The 17501-nt window shown below is 56.7% G+C and carries 13 protein-coding genes; 9 read left to right on the top strand and 4 right to left on the bottom strand.

The window, feature by feature from the left end:
• Positions 1-148: 148 nt before the first annotated feature.
• Together trpE and V7665_RS11130 are read right to left on the bottom strand one after the other, a co-directional pair.
• On the bottom strand, positions 149-1678 hold the full coding sequence (gene trpE / locus V7665_RS11135; RefSeq protein WP_335664612.1) for an anthranilate synthase component I: 1530 nt from the start codon (positions 1676-1678) through the stop codon (positions 149-151).
• 7 nt (positions 1679-1685) lie between these two features.
• Entirely contained in the window at positions 1686-3629 is a 1944-nt protein-coding gene (locus tag V7665_RS11130) for a peptidylprolyl isomerase (RefSeq protein WP_335664611.1), read from the bottom strand.
• 153 nt (positions 3630-3782) lie between these two features.
• On the opposite strand from V7665_RS11130, the gene tpiA reads away from it, so the two are divergent.
• From tpiA to V7665_RS11110, 4 genes are all read left to right on the top strand, one after another.
• Positions 3783-4529, top strand: a complete 747-nt coding sequence (tpiA, locus tag V7665_RS11125; protein WP_335664613.1) for a triose-phosphate isomerase — start codon at positions 3783-3785, stop codon at positions 4527-4529.
• Positions 4530-4787: 258 nt separating this feature from the next.
• Positions 4788-5183 (top strand): preprotein translocase subunit SecG, encoded by a 396-nt coding sequence (gene secG / locus V7665_RS11120; RefSeq protein WP_335664610.1) that lies wholly within the window; start codon positions 4788-4790, stop codon positions 5181-5183.
• Positions 5184-5362: 179 nt separating this feature from the next.
• Positions 5363-6994 (top strand): CTP synthase, encoded by a 1632-nt coding sequence (locus V7665_RS11115; RefSeq protein ID WP_335664609.1) that lies wholly within the window; start codon positions 5363-5365, stop codon positions 6992-6994.
• Between the two features lie 132 nt (positions 6995-7126).
• A complete protein-coding gene (locus V7665_RS11110) occupies positions 7127-7822 on the top strand; it encodes a Crp/Fnr family transcriptional regulator (protein ID WP_335664608.1) in 696 nt (231 codons plus the stop codon).
• Between the two features lie 165 nt (positions 7823-7987).
• Here the strand turns inward: V7665_RS11110 and V7665_RS11105 are convergent, their stop codons facing one another.
• The gene (locus V7665_RS11105) at positions 7988-8467 is read right to left on the bottom strand and encodes an Hsp20 family protein (protein WP_335664607.1); all 480 of its coding nucleotides are present in this window, start codon (positions 8465-8467) and stop codon (positions 7988-7990) included.
• Positions 8468-8975: 508 nt separating this feature from the next.
• On the opposite strand from V7665_RS11105, the gene V7665_RS11100 reads away from it, so the two are divergent.
• From V7665_RS11100 to V7665_RS11080, 5 genes are all read left to right on the top strand, one after another.
• A complete protein-coding gene (locus tag V7665_RS11100) occupies positions 8976-10226 on the top strand; it encodes a lipoprotein-releasing ABC transporter permease subunit (protein ID WP_335664606.1) in 1251 nt (416 codons plus the stop codon).
• Positions 10219-10905, top strand: coding sequence for an ABC transporter ATP-binding protein (locus tag V7665_RS11095; protein ID WP_335664605.1), 687 nt, complete (start codon positions 10219-10221; stop codon positions 10903-10905). Before V7665_RS11100 ends, V7665_RS11095 begins: the two co-directional genes overlap by 8 nt.
• Positions 10906-11004: 99 nt before the next feature.
• Positions 11005-11478, top strand: a complete 474-nt coding sequence (locus V7665_RS11090; RefSeq protein WP_335664604.1) for a glutathione peroxidase — start codon at positions 11005-11007, stop codon at positions 11476-11478.
• A gap of 180 nt (positions 11479-11658) precedes the next feature.
• Positions 11659-15162, top strand: a complete 3504-nt coding sequence (dnaE, locus tag V7665_RS11085) for a DNA polymerase III subunit alpha (protein ID WP_335664603.1) — start codon at positions 11659-11661, stop codon at positions 15160-15162.
• A 50-nt stretch (positions 15163-15212) separates the two neighbouring features.
• Positions 15213-16820, top strand: a complete 1608-nt coding sequence (locus V7665_RS11080; protein ID WP_335664602.1) for a long-chain fatty acid--CoA ligase — start codon at positions 15213-15215, stop codon at positions 16818-16820.
• Positions 16821-16830: 10 nt separating this feature from the next.
• Here V7665_RS11080 and V7665_RS11075 read toward each other — a convergent pair.
• A partial coding sequence (locus V7665_RS11075) for a radical SAM protein (RefSeq protein ID WP_335664601.1) occupies positions 16831-17501 on the bottom strand: 671 nt, incomplete at its 5' end.

Here is a 17501-nt window from a genome sequence, read left to right as displayed (position 1 = left end):
GCAGTAATAGAGAGCGGGCATGGCGTGCGCAAAGGCGGCTTTCGGTCATTTGCGACTAGCGCAGGAACGTCCGAAACTGGGGCGGTTGCCGACCAGCAGCATTTGTTTCTGGAATGTCCATTTCGGCGCCCAAAGCAGACCTCTCAATTCACTGCCCGAACCCCACATCCCGCGCTCGCTTCCCCGCCTCTTTCGCCGCCGCCAGCAACGCGCTCGCCTTGGCTTCGCATTCGGCTTGTTCATAGGCCGGATTGCTGTCGGCGACGATCCCTGCGCCTGCCTGCACGTGCAGCACGCCATCCTTCACAATCCCGGTCCTGAGCACGATACAGCTGTCCATGCTGCCATCGGGAGAGAAATAGCCGACGCCGCCGGCATAGGCACCGCGGGTTTCGGGTTCGAGTTCGGCGATGATCTGGCAGGCGCGGACTTTCGGTGCGCCGCTGACCGTGCCGGCGGGGAAGCCCGCGAACAGGGCGTCGAGCGCATCCTTGTCCGGCGCCAGCTGGCCGACGACATTGGAGACAATATGCATGACATGGCTGTAAAATTCGACGGTATAGCTGTCGGTGACCTCGACGCTGTTGGCGGACGCCACCCGGCCGACATCATTGCGGCCGAGATCAAGCAACATCAGATGTTCGGCCCGCTCCTTGGGGTCGGCAAGCAGGCTGTCCCGGTTGGCCTTGTCCTCGGCTGCATTCTTGCCGCGCGGACGGGTGCCGGCGATCGGTCTGATCGTGACTTCGCCATCGCGCGCGCGAACCAGGATTTCGGGACTCGAACCGGTCAGGGCAAAGCCGGGCAGGTCGAGGAAGAACAGGAAAGGTGACGGGTTTATCCGGCGCAATGCGCGGTAGAGTTCGATTGGCGGAAGGGTGAAAGGCGTGGTGAAGCGCTGCGCCAGCACCACCTGGAAGATATCACCCGCCTCGATATATTCCTTGGCGCGCAGCACCATCTGGGCGTATTTTTCGGGCGCGAGTTTCGGGGTGAAATTGACCTCATCCAGATTGAGTTCTGGGCCATGCTGTCCTTCGACAAGCTCAGGACGAACGGATTTGGAAAGGCCACGCTCCACCTCATCCAGCCGTTCCTGTGCTGAGGCGATCTTTGTTTCGCTATCCCCATCACTCTCCGGCCATACGGGTGCGACCAGAAACAGTTCGTCGGCCAGCCGGTCAAAGATCAGGATCACCGTCGGCCGAACGAACAGCATGTCGGGCAGGTCCAGTTCGGATTGCGGCGCGCGGGGCAGCTTCTCGACCAGGCCGATGGTTTCATAGCCAAAATAGCCGACCAGACAGGCAAGCGCGCGGGGCAATATTTCCGGCACGTCCATCTGGCAGGCCTTGACCAGATTGCGCAGGGCGGCGAGGCTGTCGCCGCTTTCCGGGGCAAAAGCGGTGCGGTCCTGCAGCCAGTTGCGATTGATCGCGGCTTGCGTGCCATCGGCGCGAAACACCAGATCGGGGGCCAGGCCAATCAGGCTGTGGCGTCCACGGGTTTCCCCGCCTTCAACCGATTCGAGCAGGAAATCGCCGCGGCCTTCTTCCATCAGTTTGAGAGCAGCGGACACCGGCGTTTCGGTATCGGCAACCTGCCGCCGCCAGATCAGCGCCGGTTTGCCACTTTTCAGTGCCGCGCGTGCCGCTTCCATTCCGAAACTGCCCGCCATGGATGCGTCAATTACCGCCGAGTAGCTGGTTTTTCAGCGCGGAGAGCGTTTTTTCATTCCGTTCCACGCCGATATCCGCCTTCATCGCGTTGATGAACTGTGCGGTATATTCATTGCCGAACACCTGCTTGAACTGGGTCCTTGTGGCTTTCAGCAAATCTTCGCGTTTAGACGCATCGCCGGGATTGAGCTTGTCGAGCACGACCACGAACCAACCCTGATCACGCGGTGCTGCCAGAGATTTCGCGGTACCCTGCGCCATGCTGAACATCAGGCTGAGCGGCGCCGGCACCTGTCCCTGCTGGCTTTGCCGGGCAAGATCGGCCCGTGTCGAACTGATCTTCTGGACATTGGGCAATTTGACCCCGGCATCGGCGACTGCTTTTGACAAAGACGCGCCGCCACTGACCGCCTTGGCAATCTTGTCTGCCAGGACCTTGGCTTTCTTCGATCCCTGATCGAGCATATAGTCGCGGGTCACCAACTGCTCGATTTGCGCCAGAGGCGGCGGCGCGGATTCGGTTATGTCGGATACGTCGATCGCGGCATATTGCTGGCCAGGAATGATTTCGACGATCTGTGGGTCGGAATCCTGCTCCACCGCAAAGGCGATCGGTAATATCCGCTGCATCTCGGGGATCGGCCGATAATTTTGGTCATTCGGATTCTGGCCATTGGCCAGCAGGGCCGGGGTGGATTCCACCTTGAGCTGCTCTGCCTTGGCAATGTCGGCCAAGGTCGCTCCGTCAGCAAATTCATCCTCCAGCCGGACGGTCAGTTCGGCCATTGCCTCGTCGATTTTTTCGCGAGTCAGTTCGTTGACGATTTCGGTGCGGACCTGTTCCAGCGTGCGGGCCGGGATTTGCTTGATACCCTCGACCTTGACGATGTGCCAGCCGAGCGCGCTTTGCGCCGGTCCGGCGATGGCGCCCGAGCGAACGGCAAAGGCAGCATTGGCGACAGCCTGCGATGCGCTATTGGCAAAATCGGTCTTGCTGATCGATCCCACTTCGGCGGCAGACAGGCCGACCGATTGAGCGGCTTGCTCGATCGAGGTGCCGGCCTTGATCTTGTCGGCCAGGGCCTTGGCAGCGGCTTCGGTCGGTAAGATGATCTGATTGAGATTGCGGGTCTCACTGGCCGAATAGCGAGAATTGTTGAGACTATAATAGCCGGCGATTTCCTTCTCGCTTGGCTTGATCTTGTCGTTGAACCGGGATTTTTCGAACAATGCATAGCGGATCGTCCGGCGTTCCGGAATCGTGTAGCGGGATGCGTTCTTGGCATAAAAGGCCGCAACCGCTGCCTTTGCCGGCTTGATATCTTCGATGAAGGCGACCGACGGGATGGTAGCAATCTGTCCTTCGCGTGATTCGAGCAGCAGAGAGGCATAAGGCATAACCAGTTTTTGCGGCACCGCAGCTCCAAATCCTGCTGCCGTCAACAGCTGATCTGCAAGCAGATTGCGGGTAAAATCGTCGCGCAACTGGGTTTCATTTATACCCTGCTGCTGCAAGGCGCGTCGGAAATTCTCTTCGCTAAACTGGCCATCTGCGCCCTGAAAGGCCGGGATATTGGCAATTTCTCCATCGATCAGGCGTTTGCCGGCGGCCATGCCATATTTGCTGCCGAAATCGGCAATGGCAAAGCTGTTGATCAGCCGTTCCAATACATCGTCAAAGCCGCCGCCGTTGATGAAGGTCTTGAGATCGAGTCCGGTGTTCTCGCGCTGCTCGCCGCGAAAGGCATTGTTTACGGACTGGCCGAGTTCGGAGCTGGTCAATTTGCTATCGCCAACCTTGGCAGCCGTTCCCGAGCCAGTGACCCCGCCGAACGTGCCGCTGCTCGACACGTCGGCCGTGGCAAAGGCAAAAGCGATCAACCCGATGAAGCAAAAGGTCAGAAAAAGCCCCAGTTTCGAGGAAAAAATGCGGCGGAAAAAACTGATCATGAAAGAGATGTTCCATTGCGGGAGTTGGATTTGCGCCTGCTTTAGGCGGCTTGGCTTTTTCGTTCAAGCAAAAGACTGCGGAAGGAAATTGGCAAGCGGAAGGATATTTGTTAGCGGATGAACATTGGAAAAATAAAAAAGGCTGAGGGCATCATGGCAAACCGCAAATATATTGTCGGCAACTGGAAAATGAACGGGCTGCGAGCGCAGCTTCCGGATATAGCGGCCATTGCTGCGATCGCCGCCAATCATGAGGGTGCCGATGTCGGCATCTGCCCTCCGGCAACATTGATCGCCGCAGCCGTGCAGGCCAATCCGGGTTTCGCCATTGGTGCGCAGGATTGCCATTTTGCCGAAAGCGGCGCGCATACCGGCTGTCTGTCAGCTGCCATGCTGAAGGAAGCGGGGGCAAGTTACTCGATCCTCGGGCACAGCGAACGCCGTGCTGATCAGCAGGAAGGCGACGCTGAAGTGAAGGCCAAGGCGGAAGCGGTCCACGCCGCCGGCATGGGAGCCATTATCTGCGTCGGTGAAACCGAAGAAGAGCGCGATGCCGGACAGGCGATCGAAATTGTCACGGTACAGCTCGCCCGTTCCTTTCCCGCTGGTGCCAGCGCAGATTGGCTGACGATCGCTTATGAACCGGTCTGGGCCATCGGCACCGGCCGGGTTCCCGAGGTCAGTGATGTCGCAGAAATGCACGCCGCGATTCGGGCCAAGCTCGGAAAATTGATGGGGCAGGGAAGCGACGCGGTGCGGATACTCTATGGCGGGTCGATGAATGGCAGCAATGCGGCGGAGTTGCTGGCGGTTGCCAATGTCGATGGCGGGCTGGTCGGCGGTGCCAGTCTGACGGCAGCGAAATTCGCCCCGATTATCGAAGCGGCTGCGGCAGCCTGAATAATTTCATCGGGAGAAAGGATGTCGCCATGGCTTGGGCAGGCCAAATGATCGAATCATTGAAAAAATAATTTCCAGCATTTGGTATAATCTATCCGGCATCATCTGTTTCTGCGTTTCCCTGGCCCAAATTTTGACAAGCTTTGACCAAATTCGGCTGTTGTAGCATAGGCGATCATTGCTTGAACTCAGACGGGGCAATCGCTATGTGCGCTGCACGTTGGAGCGCATGCTCACCATATTTAGTTCGGAAAACTCATGTTTCTTTTTCTCACTGTCCTTCAAGCCATTGTTGCAGCCATGCTGGTCGGCGTCATATTGATGCAGAAATCCGAAGGCGGCGGTCTGGGTGTCGGCGGCTCGCCGTCCGGCATGATGTCGGCGCGCGGCGCGGCGGATTTGCTCACGCGAACAACGTCGGTCCTGGCGGTATTGTTCGTCGCCTTGTCGATCACGCTGGCGGTTCTGGCTGCGGCGGAAGGCAAGGTTGAGACGATTGACCAGAGCCTGCAACGCGATACCAGCGCGCCAATTTCCGCACCTGCTGACGATGTGCCCCTGGTCGGCGACGATCCGCTGGCGGCAGCCGCTGCTGCAGCGGCTGAAGAAGCACCGGCAGCCAGCTCGGACAGTTCCATTCCGCTGGACCAATAAGGCTCTTCAAGGCAACCTTCTGACTCTGTTTTTCGCAACAAAGTGACATTCGGCAATTCATGCTGAGTGAATGACCACCCGTTTGCCGGCAATTTACCAAGCCAAAATAAAATTTATTTCACTTTTCCGGATTCGTGGGATTGCCATATGTGGTGATAACGCCTTAAGCCTCTCCTCCCATGGCGCGATATATTTTCATTACCGGCGGTGTGGTTTCCTCTCTCGGCAAAGGTCTGATGGCAGCAAGCCTCGGTGCGCTGCTGCAGGCTCGCGGATATTCCGTGCGAATCCGGAAACTCGACCCCTATCTCAACGTTGATCCGGGCACGATGTCGCCCTATCAGCATGGCGAAGTCTATGTCACCGACGATGGTGCAGAGACCGACCTCGATCTTGGCCATTACGAGCGCTTTACCGGCGTTCCGTCGCTGCAATCCGACAATGTCACATCGGGCAGAATCTATCAGTCGATCATTACCAAAGAGCGCCGCGGCGACTATCTCGGTGCGACCGTACAAGTCATTCCGCATGTCACCGACGCGATTCAGGAATTTGCCGAGGACAAGCTCGACGGTATCGATTTTGTCCTGTGCGAAATCGGCGGAACCGTTGGCGATATCGAAAGCCTGCCTTTCATCGAGGCGATTCGGCAGCTGCGCAACAAGGTCGGCCGGGACAATGCAATTTCCGTGCACGTCACTCTGGTGCCTTATATTGCCGCTGCCGGTGAGCTGAAAACAAAACCAACCCAGCATAGCGTCAGGGAATTGACTTCGCTGGGTATCCAGCCGGACATATTGCTCTGCCGCTGTGAACATCCGTTGCCCGATACGGAACGGGCCAAAATCGCTCAATTCTGCAACGTCAGCAAGGAATCGGTGATTCCGGCGCTGGATGCGAGCAACATCTATAATGTGCCGCTGCAATATCATCGGGAAGGTCTGGACACTGAGGTGCTGCGCGCCTTTGGCATTGACGATGCGCCGGAGCCCGATCTGTCACGCTGGTATGATGTCATGGAACGGATTGAAAATCCGGAAGGGGAAGTGATTGTTGGCGTGGTCGGCAAATATGTCGGACTGCAGGATGCCTATAAATCGCTTCAGGAAGCGCTGTTCCACGGTGGCCTGGCCAATCGGGTGAAGGTACAGGTCCGCTGGCTCGATGCGGAAATGTTTGAAAATGAAGAAGACCTCGCACTGAAACTGGAGCCGCTGCACGCGATTTTGGTGCCCGGTGGTTTCGGCGAACGGGGCAGCGAAGGCAAGATCGGGTCGGTCAAATTTGCCCGTGAAAATGATATTCCGTTTTTCGGCATCTGTCTGGGCATGCAAATGGCCTGCGTCGAAGCGGCGCGCAATCTGGCCGGAATTGACACCGCATCGACGACCGAATTTGGTGAAACGTCGGAGCCAGTGGTTGGTCTGATCACCGAATGGATGACCGAAGAAGGCCTGCAAAAGCGTGAAGCTGGCGGCGATCTGGGTGGCACCATGCGACTCGGCGCCTATGATGCGGTATTGCAGCCGGGTTCGAAAATCAGCGAAATTTACGGCAGTTGCGAAATCAGCGAACGCCACCGCCACCGCTATGAGGTGAACAAGGGCTATGTCGAACGGCTGGAAGCAACCGGCCTGATTTTCTCCGGCATGTCACCGGATGGCGAGTTGCCTGAAACGGTTGAAAGACCTGATCATTGCTGGTTTGTCGGCGTTCAGTTCCATCCGGAACTCAAAAGCAAACCCTTTGATCCGCATCCGCTTTTTGCGTCTTTCATCGCCGCAGCGCTGGAGCAAAGCCGGCTCGTTTAAGCGTCAAGGTCGATGGACATCATTAGATTTTGATAGATGTCGAATCTGTCCAATATATTTTACTAAATGTGACTATTGTCACAGGCAAGCCGCAAAACGGGGTTAACAAAAACTTCCGAACGGGGCTGAGGGATGGTTGCAGTGAAAGCCGAAGAATTGGCAAATATATTGGCGGAGCACAGCCTGTTTGCCGATTGTGATGAAGCTGAACTGGCGGACTTGATATTGCGTGGGCATTTCATGCAATATAAAAAGGGGGATGACCTTATCATGCAAGGCGATCCGGGTAACTCGCTCCTGATATTATTGTCGGGTAATGCGCGTACCAGCATGATCGCCAGCAATGGTCATGAAGTTGTTCTCGATTATGCAGAAGCTGGACAGGTTCTGGGCGAAATCGCGCTGCTCGACGGCGGCGAGCGGACGGCCAGCGTCACAGCGATCGAGCCGACGTCGGCGCTTTCGATCACCCGCGCAGCTTTTGAAGAAATTCTGGCAAAGCACAAGAATATGGCGCTCCGTCTGCTGAAAGTCATGGCCAAACGGATCCGGATGGCAAACAGCATGATTGAGGGTGACCGTGCTTATACATCGGGGCCTCGTCTTGCGCGCTATCTGCTGCGGCTGTCCGTGGTCGGCGCAGACGAAGGACGACTGAAACTGGACTTGAGCCAGAGCGAACTCGGCAATTTTGCCGGGATGTCGCGCGAACATATTAATCGGCAGCTGTCCGCCTGGTCGGAAGGCCAGATCGTGGCAGTGGAGAGCGGGAAGGTCCGGATATTGGATCATGCAATGCTTTCCCATATTGCCGAAGCAGATTCTTGACGACAATTGGCCTTTTGCGACCCGGGCTAATTATCGTCGAGAGTGACACCAAGCGGGTGTCAGGGGCAGTCGGATCCTCATCCGGCTGCCCCATTTTATTGAACCAGTGACAAAAAAGGCAGCCAGATCGCTCTGGCTGCCCCGGTGTTTGGTTGAAAGACCAGCTTAAGCGGCCTTGTCTTCTTTCTTTTCTCGCGTGTCCGCGATCTTGGTGACATTGCCGCTCTTGTTGATGGCGATGGTCTGCGGCCGCATCGCTTCCGGAATTTCCCGGACCAGGTCGATCACCAACAGGCCATCGGCCAGTTCGGCATTCTCGACGCGGACGAAATCGGCGAGTTCGAAACGCCGTTCAAAGTTGCGATTGGCGATGCCCATGTGCAGGAACTGCTTGCCTTCATGGTCTTCGGCTTGCTTGTTGCCGGCGACGAGCAGCAAATTCTGCTGGGCGGTGATTTCGATTTCGTCATCCTTGAAACCGGCGACGGCAAGCGTGATCCGATATTGATCTTCGCCGCTGCGTTCGATGTTGAACGGCGGGTAATTCTCGGATTGCTGCGCGCGGGCGTTATTTTCAAGCAGGTCGAACAGCCGGTCAAATCCTACGGTCGAGCGGCGGTAGGGGGTAAAATCAAAACGATTCATATCTATATCCTCTTCAATTGAGCAATGTAAATTTGGACCCGCAAATGCGGCATCCGGTTCGCTGTCGTGAAACCCAATTGGCGTTTCACATTGATAAAGATATGATCAAGTTGCTGGATTTCAAGAGGAAGAAAAGTACCGGTTACCAGTGGTTTAGAAACTTTGCAGCGCAAAAAAAAACGCCCGGATGCCAAAGAGCACCCGGGCGAAAATGGTGACGAATTAATCCGCCCCCTGTTTTCCCTTCCTATTCAACGCCGCTTGTCCCCCAACATTTGGCGGAACCGGAAAGGATCCCTGAACCATGACCCGTTAATCGAGATGTTTGATTCTGTTTACATCTCTGGTCGAGTGACATAAATTTGTCATGATAAATTTGGCCCTTTCCAAAGATTGATCAGCATTTGTGGCATATCGGCAACAGCAGATTAACCACCATGCCACTTGCTTGCCCCGACCAGCGACCGTAAAGGCAGGGAAACCCGATCCAAGGAAGTCCTCGCAAGTCATGCTCCTATCCCGTTATGAATGGGTCATCGCCAAACGCTATCTGTTACCCGGCAAGGGGGAGGGATTTATTTTCCTCGTTGCCAGTATCAGTCTGGTCGCAGTCATGCTGGGTGTCGCCGCGTTGATCGTTGTGATGAGCGTCATGAACGGCTTCCGCGCTGAGCTGTTTGACAAGATCGTAGGCCTCAATGGCCATGCCGTTATCCAGGGCTATGGCGGCCGTCTGCCCGATTGGCGAGATTTGCTGGAGGAAACCCGCGAGACCAAAGGGGTGGTCTCCGCATCGCCATTGATCGAGCAACCGCTGCTGACCACGTTCAACGGACGGGTTGAAGCGATCTTGGTGCGCGGGATGCTGGTGCCGGACATATTGAATAATGAGACGCTCGATGGGAAAACCGTCGCCGGTGACTTGTCCCGTCTCGAACCAGGATCGGGGCGTGTCGGCATCGGCAGCCGGTTGGCGATGACGCTGGGCGCGCAGGTGGGCAGCCGAATCACCATCATCAATCCGCAGGGGCGATCAACGCCGTTCGGAACCGTACCCCGGGAAATTGCCTATGACGTGGCCGCGATATTTGAAGTCGGTGTCTATGATTATGACAAGGCTTTTGTGATCATGCCGATGGAAGATGCGCAAACATTGCTGTTGCTGGGCGACCAGATCGGGATGATCGAAATCAAGACCAATGATGCCGACAATGTCGGCAAGATAATCGCACCGTTGCAGTCCAAGGTGGCGGATCGCGGTGTCATCACCGATTGGCAGACGATGAATGCCTCGCTGTTTGAAACGCTGCAAGTCGAGCGGGTGGTAATGTTCGTGATCCTGTCGATCATCATTCTAGTGGCGGTGTTCAATATATTGTCGTCGCTGATCATGCTGGTGCGAGCCAAGACCCGGGACATAGCGATCTTGCGCACGATGGGCGCTTCGCGCGCCTCGCTGCTCAGAATTTTTGTCACCGTCGGCACCGCGATCGGCACGCTCGGCATAGCCGCGGGTATCATCCTTGGCCTGATCGCCATATATTTCCGCCAGAATGTGATCAATTTCGTCCAGATCATCACCGGGCAGAATCTATGGGATCCGTCGATCCGCTTTCTGACGGAACTGCCGGCGCGCACCGACCCGATGGAAGTCGTCGGTATCGCCGGGCTGGCATTATTGTTCAGTTTTCTGGCGACGCTCTATCCCGCCTATAAGGCAGCCAGTACCGATCCGGTTCAGGTGCTTCGCTATGAGTGATCTGAACAACGGAAAAATTGTCGAATTACGCGACGTGAAGCGCAGCTTTGTGCAGGGGGATGTCGTGATCGAGGTGCTTCGCGGCGTCAATCTCGACATCCAGCCGAATGAAATTGTCGCGTTGGTCGGTCCGTCCGGTTCGGGGAAGTCGACGCTGTTACAGGCAGTCGGATTGCTCGAGGGCGGCTTTGAAGGGTCGATCAAGCTCAACGGCGAAGAAACCGCACAATTGCCAGCCAGCGGTCATACCCGGATCCGGCGCGATCTGCTGGGTTTCGTCTATCAGTTTCACCATCTGCTGCCCGACTTTTCCGCGCTGGAAAATGTGGTTATGCCGCAGTTGATTGCAGGTGTGAGCCAAAAAGCCGCCGAAGTCAGAGCGGAATCCCTCTTGCGCAGTCTCGGGCTGGGCGAACGGCTGGATCACAAGCCGAGCCAATTATCCGGTGGTGAACAACAGCGCGTTGCTGTCGCCCGCGCGCTGGCCAATGCGCCGAAACTGGTGCTGGCCGATGAACCGACCGGCAATCTCGACGAAGCGACCGCTGATCTGGTGCTCGCCGAATTTATCGGGCTGGTGCGGCAGGAAGGCAGCGCCGCATTGATCGCGACGCATAATGAACGCATGGCCGCCAAAATGGATCGAGTCGTCCGGCTCCAAGAGGGAGTTTTAACCTAGGTTTATCAATTCGAAACGAGAATGGCTTTGACTTTTCTGGTGCGAGTATCAATCTGTCGGTCGAGCCAAACCTAAAAAATCAAACAATGCGGGGCGCATATGACGGTTTCTGAATTTCAGGTAAAACTAGCGGATGGATCCACGCAGGACTTGTCCAGCCATCTTGGCAAGGTGCTTTTGATCGTCAATACCGCCTCCAAATGCGGTTTCACGCCCCAATATGAGGGGCTGGAAAAGCTGCACCAGGAATATAAGGACAAGGGCCTCGAAATACTGGCCTTTCCCTGCAATCAATTCGGCAATCAGGAACCGGGCGATGCCGACGAAATCCGGAATTTCTGCTCGCTCAACTATGATGTGAGCTTCCCGTTGATGGGCAAGATTGAAGTCAATGGCAATGATGCCGACCCGCTATGGAAATATTTGAAATCTGAAAAATCAGGGCTGCTCGGCTCCCGGATCAAGTGGAATTTCACCAAATTTCTGGTTGACCGCGAAGGCAATGTTGTCGGCCGTTTCGGTCCAGCGGTGAAGCCGGAACAGCTGAAAAGCGAGATTGAAGCACTTCTCTAGGTTTGCAGTTCCGGGGCGGTTTTTCGATCCGGTCAGGATCATGGCCGATCGTTCGGGATATGTCAGGGCGATCAATCGGAAACCGCAATCCGGCGAATAGCTGTGGACAAATGGTCGATAGTTCAGATTTCGATCACCGTCAGCATATGCAAGACCCAAATGCCGCGCTAGTCTGACATCATGGCCCAAACCCCTTTCGTCCATCTTCGCACCTTTTCCGCCTATACGATTCTGGACGGAGCGATGGAGCCCGCGGTCATCGGAGCCGCAGCAAAAGAGCGCGGTTTTCGGGCGGTTGCGCTTTGCGACCGGATTGGCCTGTTCGCATCCATGGCCTTTGACGACGGCTGTCGTTCCCAGGGCGTGCAGCCGATTACCGGTTGCTTCCTGAGAGTGGCGCGTCCGGGCGGCGGCGACCCGGCCAAGCCGGTGCTGGATTGGCTCGCACTCTACGCGCAGGACGCACAGGGATATGAAAATCTCTGCAAGCTGGTTTCCGCTTCCCATCTGGATCGACCCAGCGAGCTGGAAGCGCATGTCGGAATGGACCTGCTGGGCGATCACAGCGCCGGTCTGATTGCCTTGACCGGCGGTGGCGAGGGCGCTTTGGCGCGATTGATCGCGGAAGAACAGCAGTCGGAAGCCGAGGCCTATCTGTCCCTGTTGCAGCAGCATTTTCCCGGACGGCTTTATATCGAACTGTCCCGCCGCGAGGATCCGGTCGAAATGGCAGCGGAAGCCGGTCTGATCACGCTGGCCATGGATCGCGATATTCCGATGGTGGCAACCAATCCCAGCTGTTTTTCCGAGCCCGATTTTCACGAAGCCCATGATGCGATGAAATGTATCGCGCAATCCGCCTATGTCGAAAATGACGACCGCGAAAAGCCGTCCAAACATCTGTGGATGAAAAGCGCGCTGGTGATGGAAGAGCTGTTTTCCGATATACCGGAAGCGTTGCAGAACAGTCTGGTCATAGCGCAAAGATGCGCATTCTCGCCACCCAAAAGAGATCCGATCTTGCCAAGTCTGGCCGGCGATCTGGCGGGAGAGATAGAGCAATTGCGGCGTGACGCCACAGCTGGTCTCGAAAGGCGGCTGGCGCTTCTCGACGTGTCAGACGAGGCAGAACGGAAAATCTATTTCGACCGGCTGGATTTCGAACTGGGCGTTATCGTCAGCATGGGATTTCCCGGCTATTTCCTGATCGTTGCCGACTTTATCAAATGGGCGAAAGATCAGGATATTCCCGTCGGACCGGGCCGTGGTTCCGGCGCTGGTTCGGTCGTCGCCTGGGCGCTGACCATCACCGATCTTGATCCGATCAAACTCGGGCTGCTGTTCGAACGTTTCCTCAATCCGGAACGGGTTTCGATGCCGGATTTCGACATCGATTTTTGCGAAACCCGGCGCGGCGAGGTCATTCGCTATGTTCAGGAAAAATACGGCCACCGGCAAGTGGCCCAGATCATCACCTTCGGAAAATTGAAAGCGCGCGCCGTGCTCCGCGACGTCGGCCGAGTGCTGCAAATGCCTTACGGGCAAGTCGACCGGCTGACCAAATTGATACCCAATCATCCGACAGATCCATGGGATTTGAAACGCTCGCTCAACGGTATTTCGGAACTGGCGCAGGAATATAAGCAGGCGGACGTAAAGCGGTTGTTCGATCTGGCTATGAAGCTGGAAGGCCTGCCTCGTCACAGTTCCACCCATGCCGCCGGCGTGGTGATCGGCGACCGTCCGCTCGATCAGCTGGTACCGCTGTACCGCGATCCCCGGTCGGATTTGCCGGTGACCCAGTTCGACATGAAATTTGTCGAAAAAGCCGGTCTGGTGAAGTTCGACTTTTTGGGACTGAAAACCCTGTCGGTGCTGAAGAAGGCCGTCGAGCTGCTGGCCGAACGCAACATCAAAGTCGATCTGGATGGATTGAGCTGGGAAGACGAGAAGGTTTTTGAGCTGCTCCAGCGGGGCGATACCGTCGGCGTGTTCCAGCTGGAATCGGAAGGCATGCGGCGTACACTTGCCGCCGTGAAGCCGACAAATTTCGGTGACATTATCGCGCTGGTGTCGCTCTATCGGCCGGGTCCGATGGACAATATTCCGCTGTTCGGTGATCGCAAAAATGGTCGCGCCGAAATCGCCTATCCGCATCCGTTGCTGCAGGACATTTTGAAGGAAACCTATGGCATTTTTGTCTATCAGGAACAGGTGATGCAGGCAGCGCAGATCATCGCCGGCTATTCGCTTGGCGAAGCAGATTTGCTGCGCCGGGCCATGGGCAAGAAAATCCAGGCGGAAATGGATGTCCAGCGCAAAAGATTCGTGTCAGGCGCTGCGGAAAACGGTTTGAACCCCGAGCAGGCCAACGAGCTGTTTGACTTGATTGACAAATTTGCCGGCTATGGTTTCAACAAGAGCCACGCCGCCGCTTATGCGCTGCTCGCCTATCAGACTGCCTGGCTGAAGGCGCATCATCCGCATGAATTTTACGCGGCCTCGATGTGCTTTGACATGCACCAGTCTGACAAGCTCAGCATATTTGTCGATGACATGAAACGGCTGGGTGTGGCCGTCTTGCAGCCCGCCATCAACAAGAGCCGGCCCAATTTTTCGGTCGAGGAACAGCCAGAAGCGCTGCTTGCCGTCCGCTATGCACTGGCGGGTCTGAAAAATGTTGGCGAGAAGGCGATGCAGGCGGTTGTGACCGAGCGTTCCGAGAAAGGCCCATTCTCGTCGATCGAAGATTTTGCCGATCGCATTGATCCGCGCGGCCTCAACAAGCGGCAGATTGAAAGCCTTGCCTCGGCCGGTGCCTTTGACGAACTGGAACCCAATCGGGCAGCGATTTATGACGGGGCAGACATGATCCTGTCGGTCGCCAATAGCGCTGCCGATGCACGCGAAAGCGGGCAGGGCGGTCTCTTCGGCGAGGGCAGCGCCGGTGGCGAAATGCAGGCGATAAGATTGCCGGAGGATAGCAACTGGTCGCTCAGCGAAATCATGGTCCATGAGCGGGATGCGTTCGGTTTCTATTTTTCTGCCCATCCGGTTTCGCAGTTTCAGGCGGTGACCGCCTCGCTCGGCGCGCGGACCTATGCGGCCCTGTGCAGCGAAGAGCCGATCAGGGAAGGGGTGCGTAAGCCGGCTATAATGGCTGCTTTGGTCGAGAAATTGCGCTGGCGCGACAGCCGCAGGGGAAAAAGATTTGCACTCGCGGACCTGTCCGACAGCAGCGGGCAGTTTTCTGCCAGCTGCTTTGAAGAAGACCAGTGCAAGATCTTGGAGGAGCTCGCGGCACAGGGTGGCTGTGCCTTGCTCAATGTTGAACTGGACCAGCAGTCTGAAGATGAAAATCCGCGCGTCGCGATCCGGCGGGTGCAACCGCTCGACGGGCTGGAAAAAACCACCCGGACAAGGATGGAGCTGGAGGTTCATGATATCGCGGGATTGCATGAGCTGACCAATCTGGTCGCGCCACTGGTCGGCGGCCAGAGCGAAATGGTGGCGATCATGGCCGGACCCGACGGCGATCTGGTCAAGGTCTGCCTGGGACGATGCTTCCGCCTGGATGCAGAAACGGTGGAGATGCTGGAGCGGGTTAACGGGATTGCCAACGTCCGGTTGGGTCCGGCTCGACCGATGCGGGTAGCGAAACCCAAATTAAGGCTTGTCAGCTAGCACTAAACATACCAGAAACCGGCCAAATATAACTTGTTTGGAGAGATGATATGGCCGGTGCAATGCAAGCGAGCGCGCTCAAGATTACCAATTTGATCGATCACGCCGCCAAGGAGCATGGCGTCCGCGAGATTGTCAGCTACTGGGCGGACGGAAATGTCACGCGCAGCAACTGGGCCGAGATCGGTGTTGAATCGCGCAAATTCTCTCAGGCCATGCAGCGGCTCGGCATGAAGAAGGGCGACCGGATCGCGACGATCGCGATGAACCACGCGCACCATCTGATCAGCTGGTACGGATCGGCCGGTATCGGCGGTGTCCTTCACACGGTCAATCCGCGGCTGTTCGAGGAACAGCTGGTCTATGTCATCAATCACGCCGAAGACCGGGTACTGCTGTTTGACAAGATGTTCACGCCGATTGTCGAAATGCTCAAGCCGCAGCTGAAGACGGTTGAACATTATATCCAGTTTGACGGCGAGAAAGGCGACTATCCGACCTTCCGCGAGCTTATCGATGCGGAAGACGGGGATTTCGCCTGGGTCGATGTCGATGAAAATGACCCTTGCGGTCTTTGCTATACCAGCGGCACCACCGGCAATCCGAAAGGCGTGCTCTACGAGCATCGCTCGAATGTCATTCACGCGATCACCGAGGCGCAGCCCGATGTGATGGATCTGTCAACCCGCTCGGTGATGTTGCCGGTGGTTCCGATGTTCCATGCCAATGCCTGGGGATTGCCTTTTGCCTGTGCCGCGGTCGGCGCAAAAATGGTCTTTTCGGCGAGCAACGAAGCCGAGGTTTTATGGAAATTGATCCGCGAGGAAGGCGTTACCCACAGCGCGGGTGTGCCGACGGTGTGGCTATCGATGTTTGCCGATATGGACGCCAATGGCGGTGACTATGGCAAATTGGGCGTGGTGGTGATCGGCGGCTCCGCCTGTCCCCGTTCGATGATCGAGCGACTGATGAAAAATGGCATTCGCGTCGCCCATGCCTGGGGCATGACCGAGACATCGCCAATCGGCACGACCGGCGCGCTGCCGGCCAATTGGGATGATCTGAATTTCGAGCAACAGGTCGATGTTATCTGCAAGCAGGGCCGGCCGCCATTTGGCGTCGAACTGCGCGTGATCGATGAAGAAGGCAATGTCGCGCCGCGCGACGGCAAGACCAGCGGTACGCTGGAAATCCGGGGGCCGTGGATCATCAAGCGCTATTATCGTGCCGATGAGGACGCCGTGGAGGATGATGGCTGGTTCGATACGGGCGATGTCGCGGTGCTCTATCCCGATGGCACGATGCAGATTACCGACCGAGCCAAGGATGTGATCAAGTCAGGCGGCGAGTGGATCAGTTCGATCGAACTGGAAAATGCGGCGGTCGGCTGTCCCGGTGTCGCCGAAGCGGCGGCAGTGGGCGTCTATCATCCGAAATGGGACGAGCGGCCGTTGTTGCTGGTCGTCCGGAAATCGGGCAGCGATGTTTCGGAAACCGACGTGATTGCCTATCTGGGTGACAAGGTCGCCAAATGGTGGCTCCCCGATGAAGTGAAATTTGTCGAAGAATTGCCGCACACAGCGACCGGCAAGATTCTGAAGCGGGCATTGCGCGACGAATATAAGGAATATCAGCTGAAGAGTCTGGTCGGCGCCTAGAGACCTGTCGCTAGAATAGTTCCATCTGACTGCCGCTGATCAGCGGGCGCTGGAACAGATCGGTTCTGAGCCTGATCTTCGCTTTATCCAGCCCGGCTTTGCGCGACGCGATCGCAAGCCGGGTGCGGATGAGGTCTACCCAGGGTCCCTGTCCGCGCATCCGGCTGTGGAAGGCGGGGTCATTGCGTCTGCCGCCGCGCATTTGCCGGACAATGCTCATCACTTTCGCTTTGCGTTCCGGATAATGATTTTCCAGCCATTGCTCGAACAACGGAGCGACTTCATGCGGCAGCCGCATCGGGATGAACGAGATGCTCCTGGCGCCGCAATCCGCCGCAGCGGCGACAATCGATTCAATCTCGTGGTCGGTGATGCCGGGAACCACCGGCGCGATATTGACATGGACATGGATGCCCGCTTCGCTCAATTTCCGGACGGCATCCAGTCGCCGGGCGGGCGCCGGCGCTCTGGGTTCCAGCAGGCGCGCGGTCTGCGGGTCGAGCGTGGTGACCGAAATCGCCACTGCGGTGAGTTGACGTTCCGCCAGTTGCGCCAGCAAATCTATATCTTCAACGACGCGATTTGATTTTGTCGTGATCACCACCGGGTGCAGCGTTTCCAGCATCACTGCCAATATCTGCCGCGTGATCCGATAGTCTTTTTCAATCGGCTGATAGGGAT

This window comes from Parasphingorhabdus sp. (assembly GCF_036964675.1).
Taxonomy (GTDB): Bacteria; Pseudomonadota; Alphaproteobacteria; order Sphingomonadales; family Sphingomonadaceae; genus Parasphingorhabdus.
This window is presented reverse-complemented; position numbering and strand designations above follow the sequence as displayed.

Excerpts from the sequence above, each read along its gene's own strand:
- trpE (WP_335664612.1), bottom strand. The coding sequence starts at position 1,678 with ATGGCGGGCAGTTTCGGAATGGAAGCGGCACGCGCGGCACTGAAAAGT.
- V7665_RS11130 (WP_335664611.1), bottom strand. The coding sequence starts at position 3,629 with ATGATCAGTTTTTTCCGCCGCATTTTTTCCTCGAAACTGGGGCTTTTT.
- tpiA (WP_335664613.1), top strand. The coding sequence starts at position 3,783 with ATGGCAAACCGCAAATATATTGTCGGCAACTGGAAAATGAACGGGCTG.
- secG (WP_335664610.1), top strand. The coding sequence starts at position 4,788 with ATGTTTCTTTTTCTCACTGTCCTTCAAGCCATTGTTGCAGCCATGCTG.
- V7665_RS11115 (WP_335664609.1), top strand. The coding sequence starts at position 5,363 with ATGGCGCGATATATTTTCATTACCGGCGGTGTGGTTTCCTCTCTCGGC.
- V7665_RS11110 (WP_335664608.1), top strand. The coding sequence starts at position 7,127 with ATGGTTGCAGTGAAAGCCGAAGAATTGGCAAATATATTGGCGGAGCAC.
- V7665_RS11105 (WP_335664607.1), bottom strand. The coding sequence starts at position 8,467 with ATGAATCGTTTTGATTTTACCCCCTACCGCCGCTCGACCGTAGGATTT.
- V7665_RS11100 (WP_335664606.1), top strand. The coding sequence starts at position 8,976 with ATGCTCCTATCCCGTTATGAATGGGTCATCGCCAAACGCTATCTGTTA.
- V7665_RS11095 (WP_335664605.1), top strand. The coding sequence starts at position 10,219 with ATGAGTGATCTGAACAACGGAAAAATTGTCGAATTACGCGACGTGAAG.
- V7665_RS11090 (WP_335664604.1), top strand. The coding sequence starts at position 11,005 with ATGACGGTTTCTGAATTTCAGGTAAAACTAGCGGATGGATCCACGCAG.
- dnaE (WP_335664603.1), top strand. The coding sequence starts at position 11,659 with ATGGCCCAAACCCCTTTCGTCCATCTTCGCACCTTTTCCGCCTATACG.
- V7665_RS11080 (WP_335664602.1), top strand. The coding sequence starts at position 15,213 with ATGGCCGGTGCAATGCAAGCGAGCGCGCTCAAGATTACCAATTTGATC.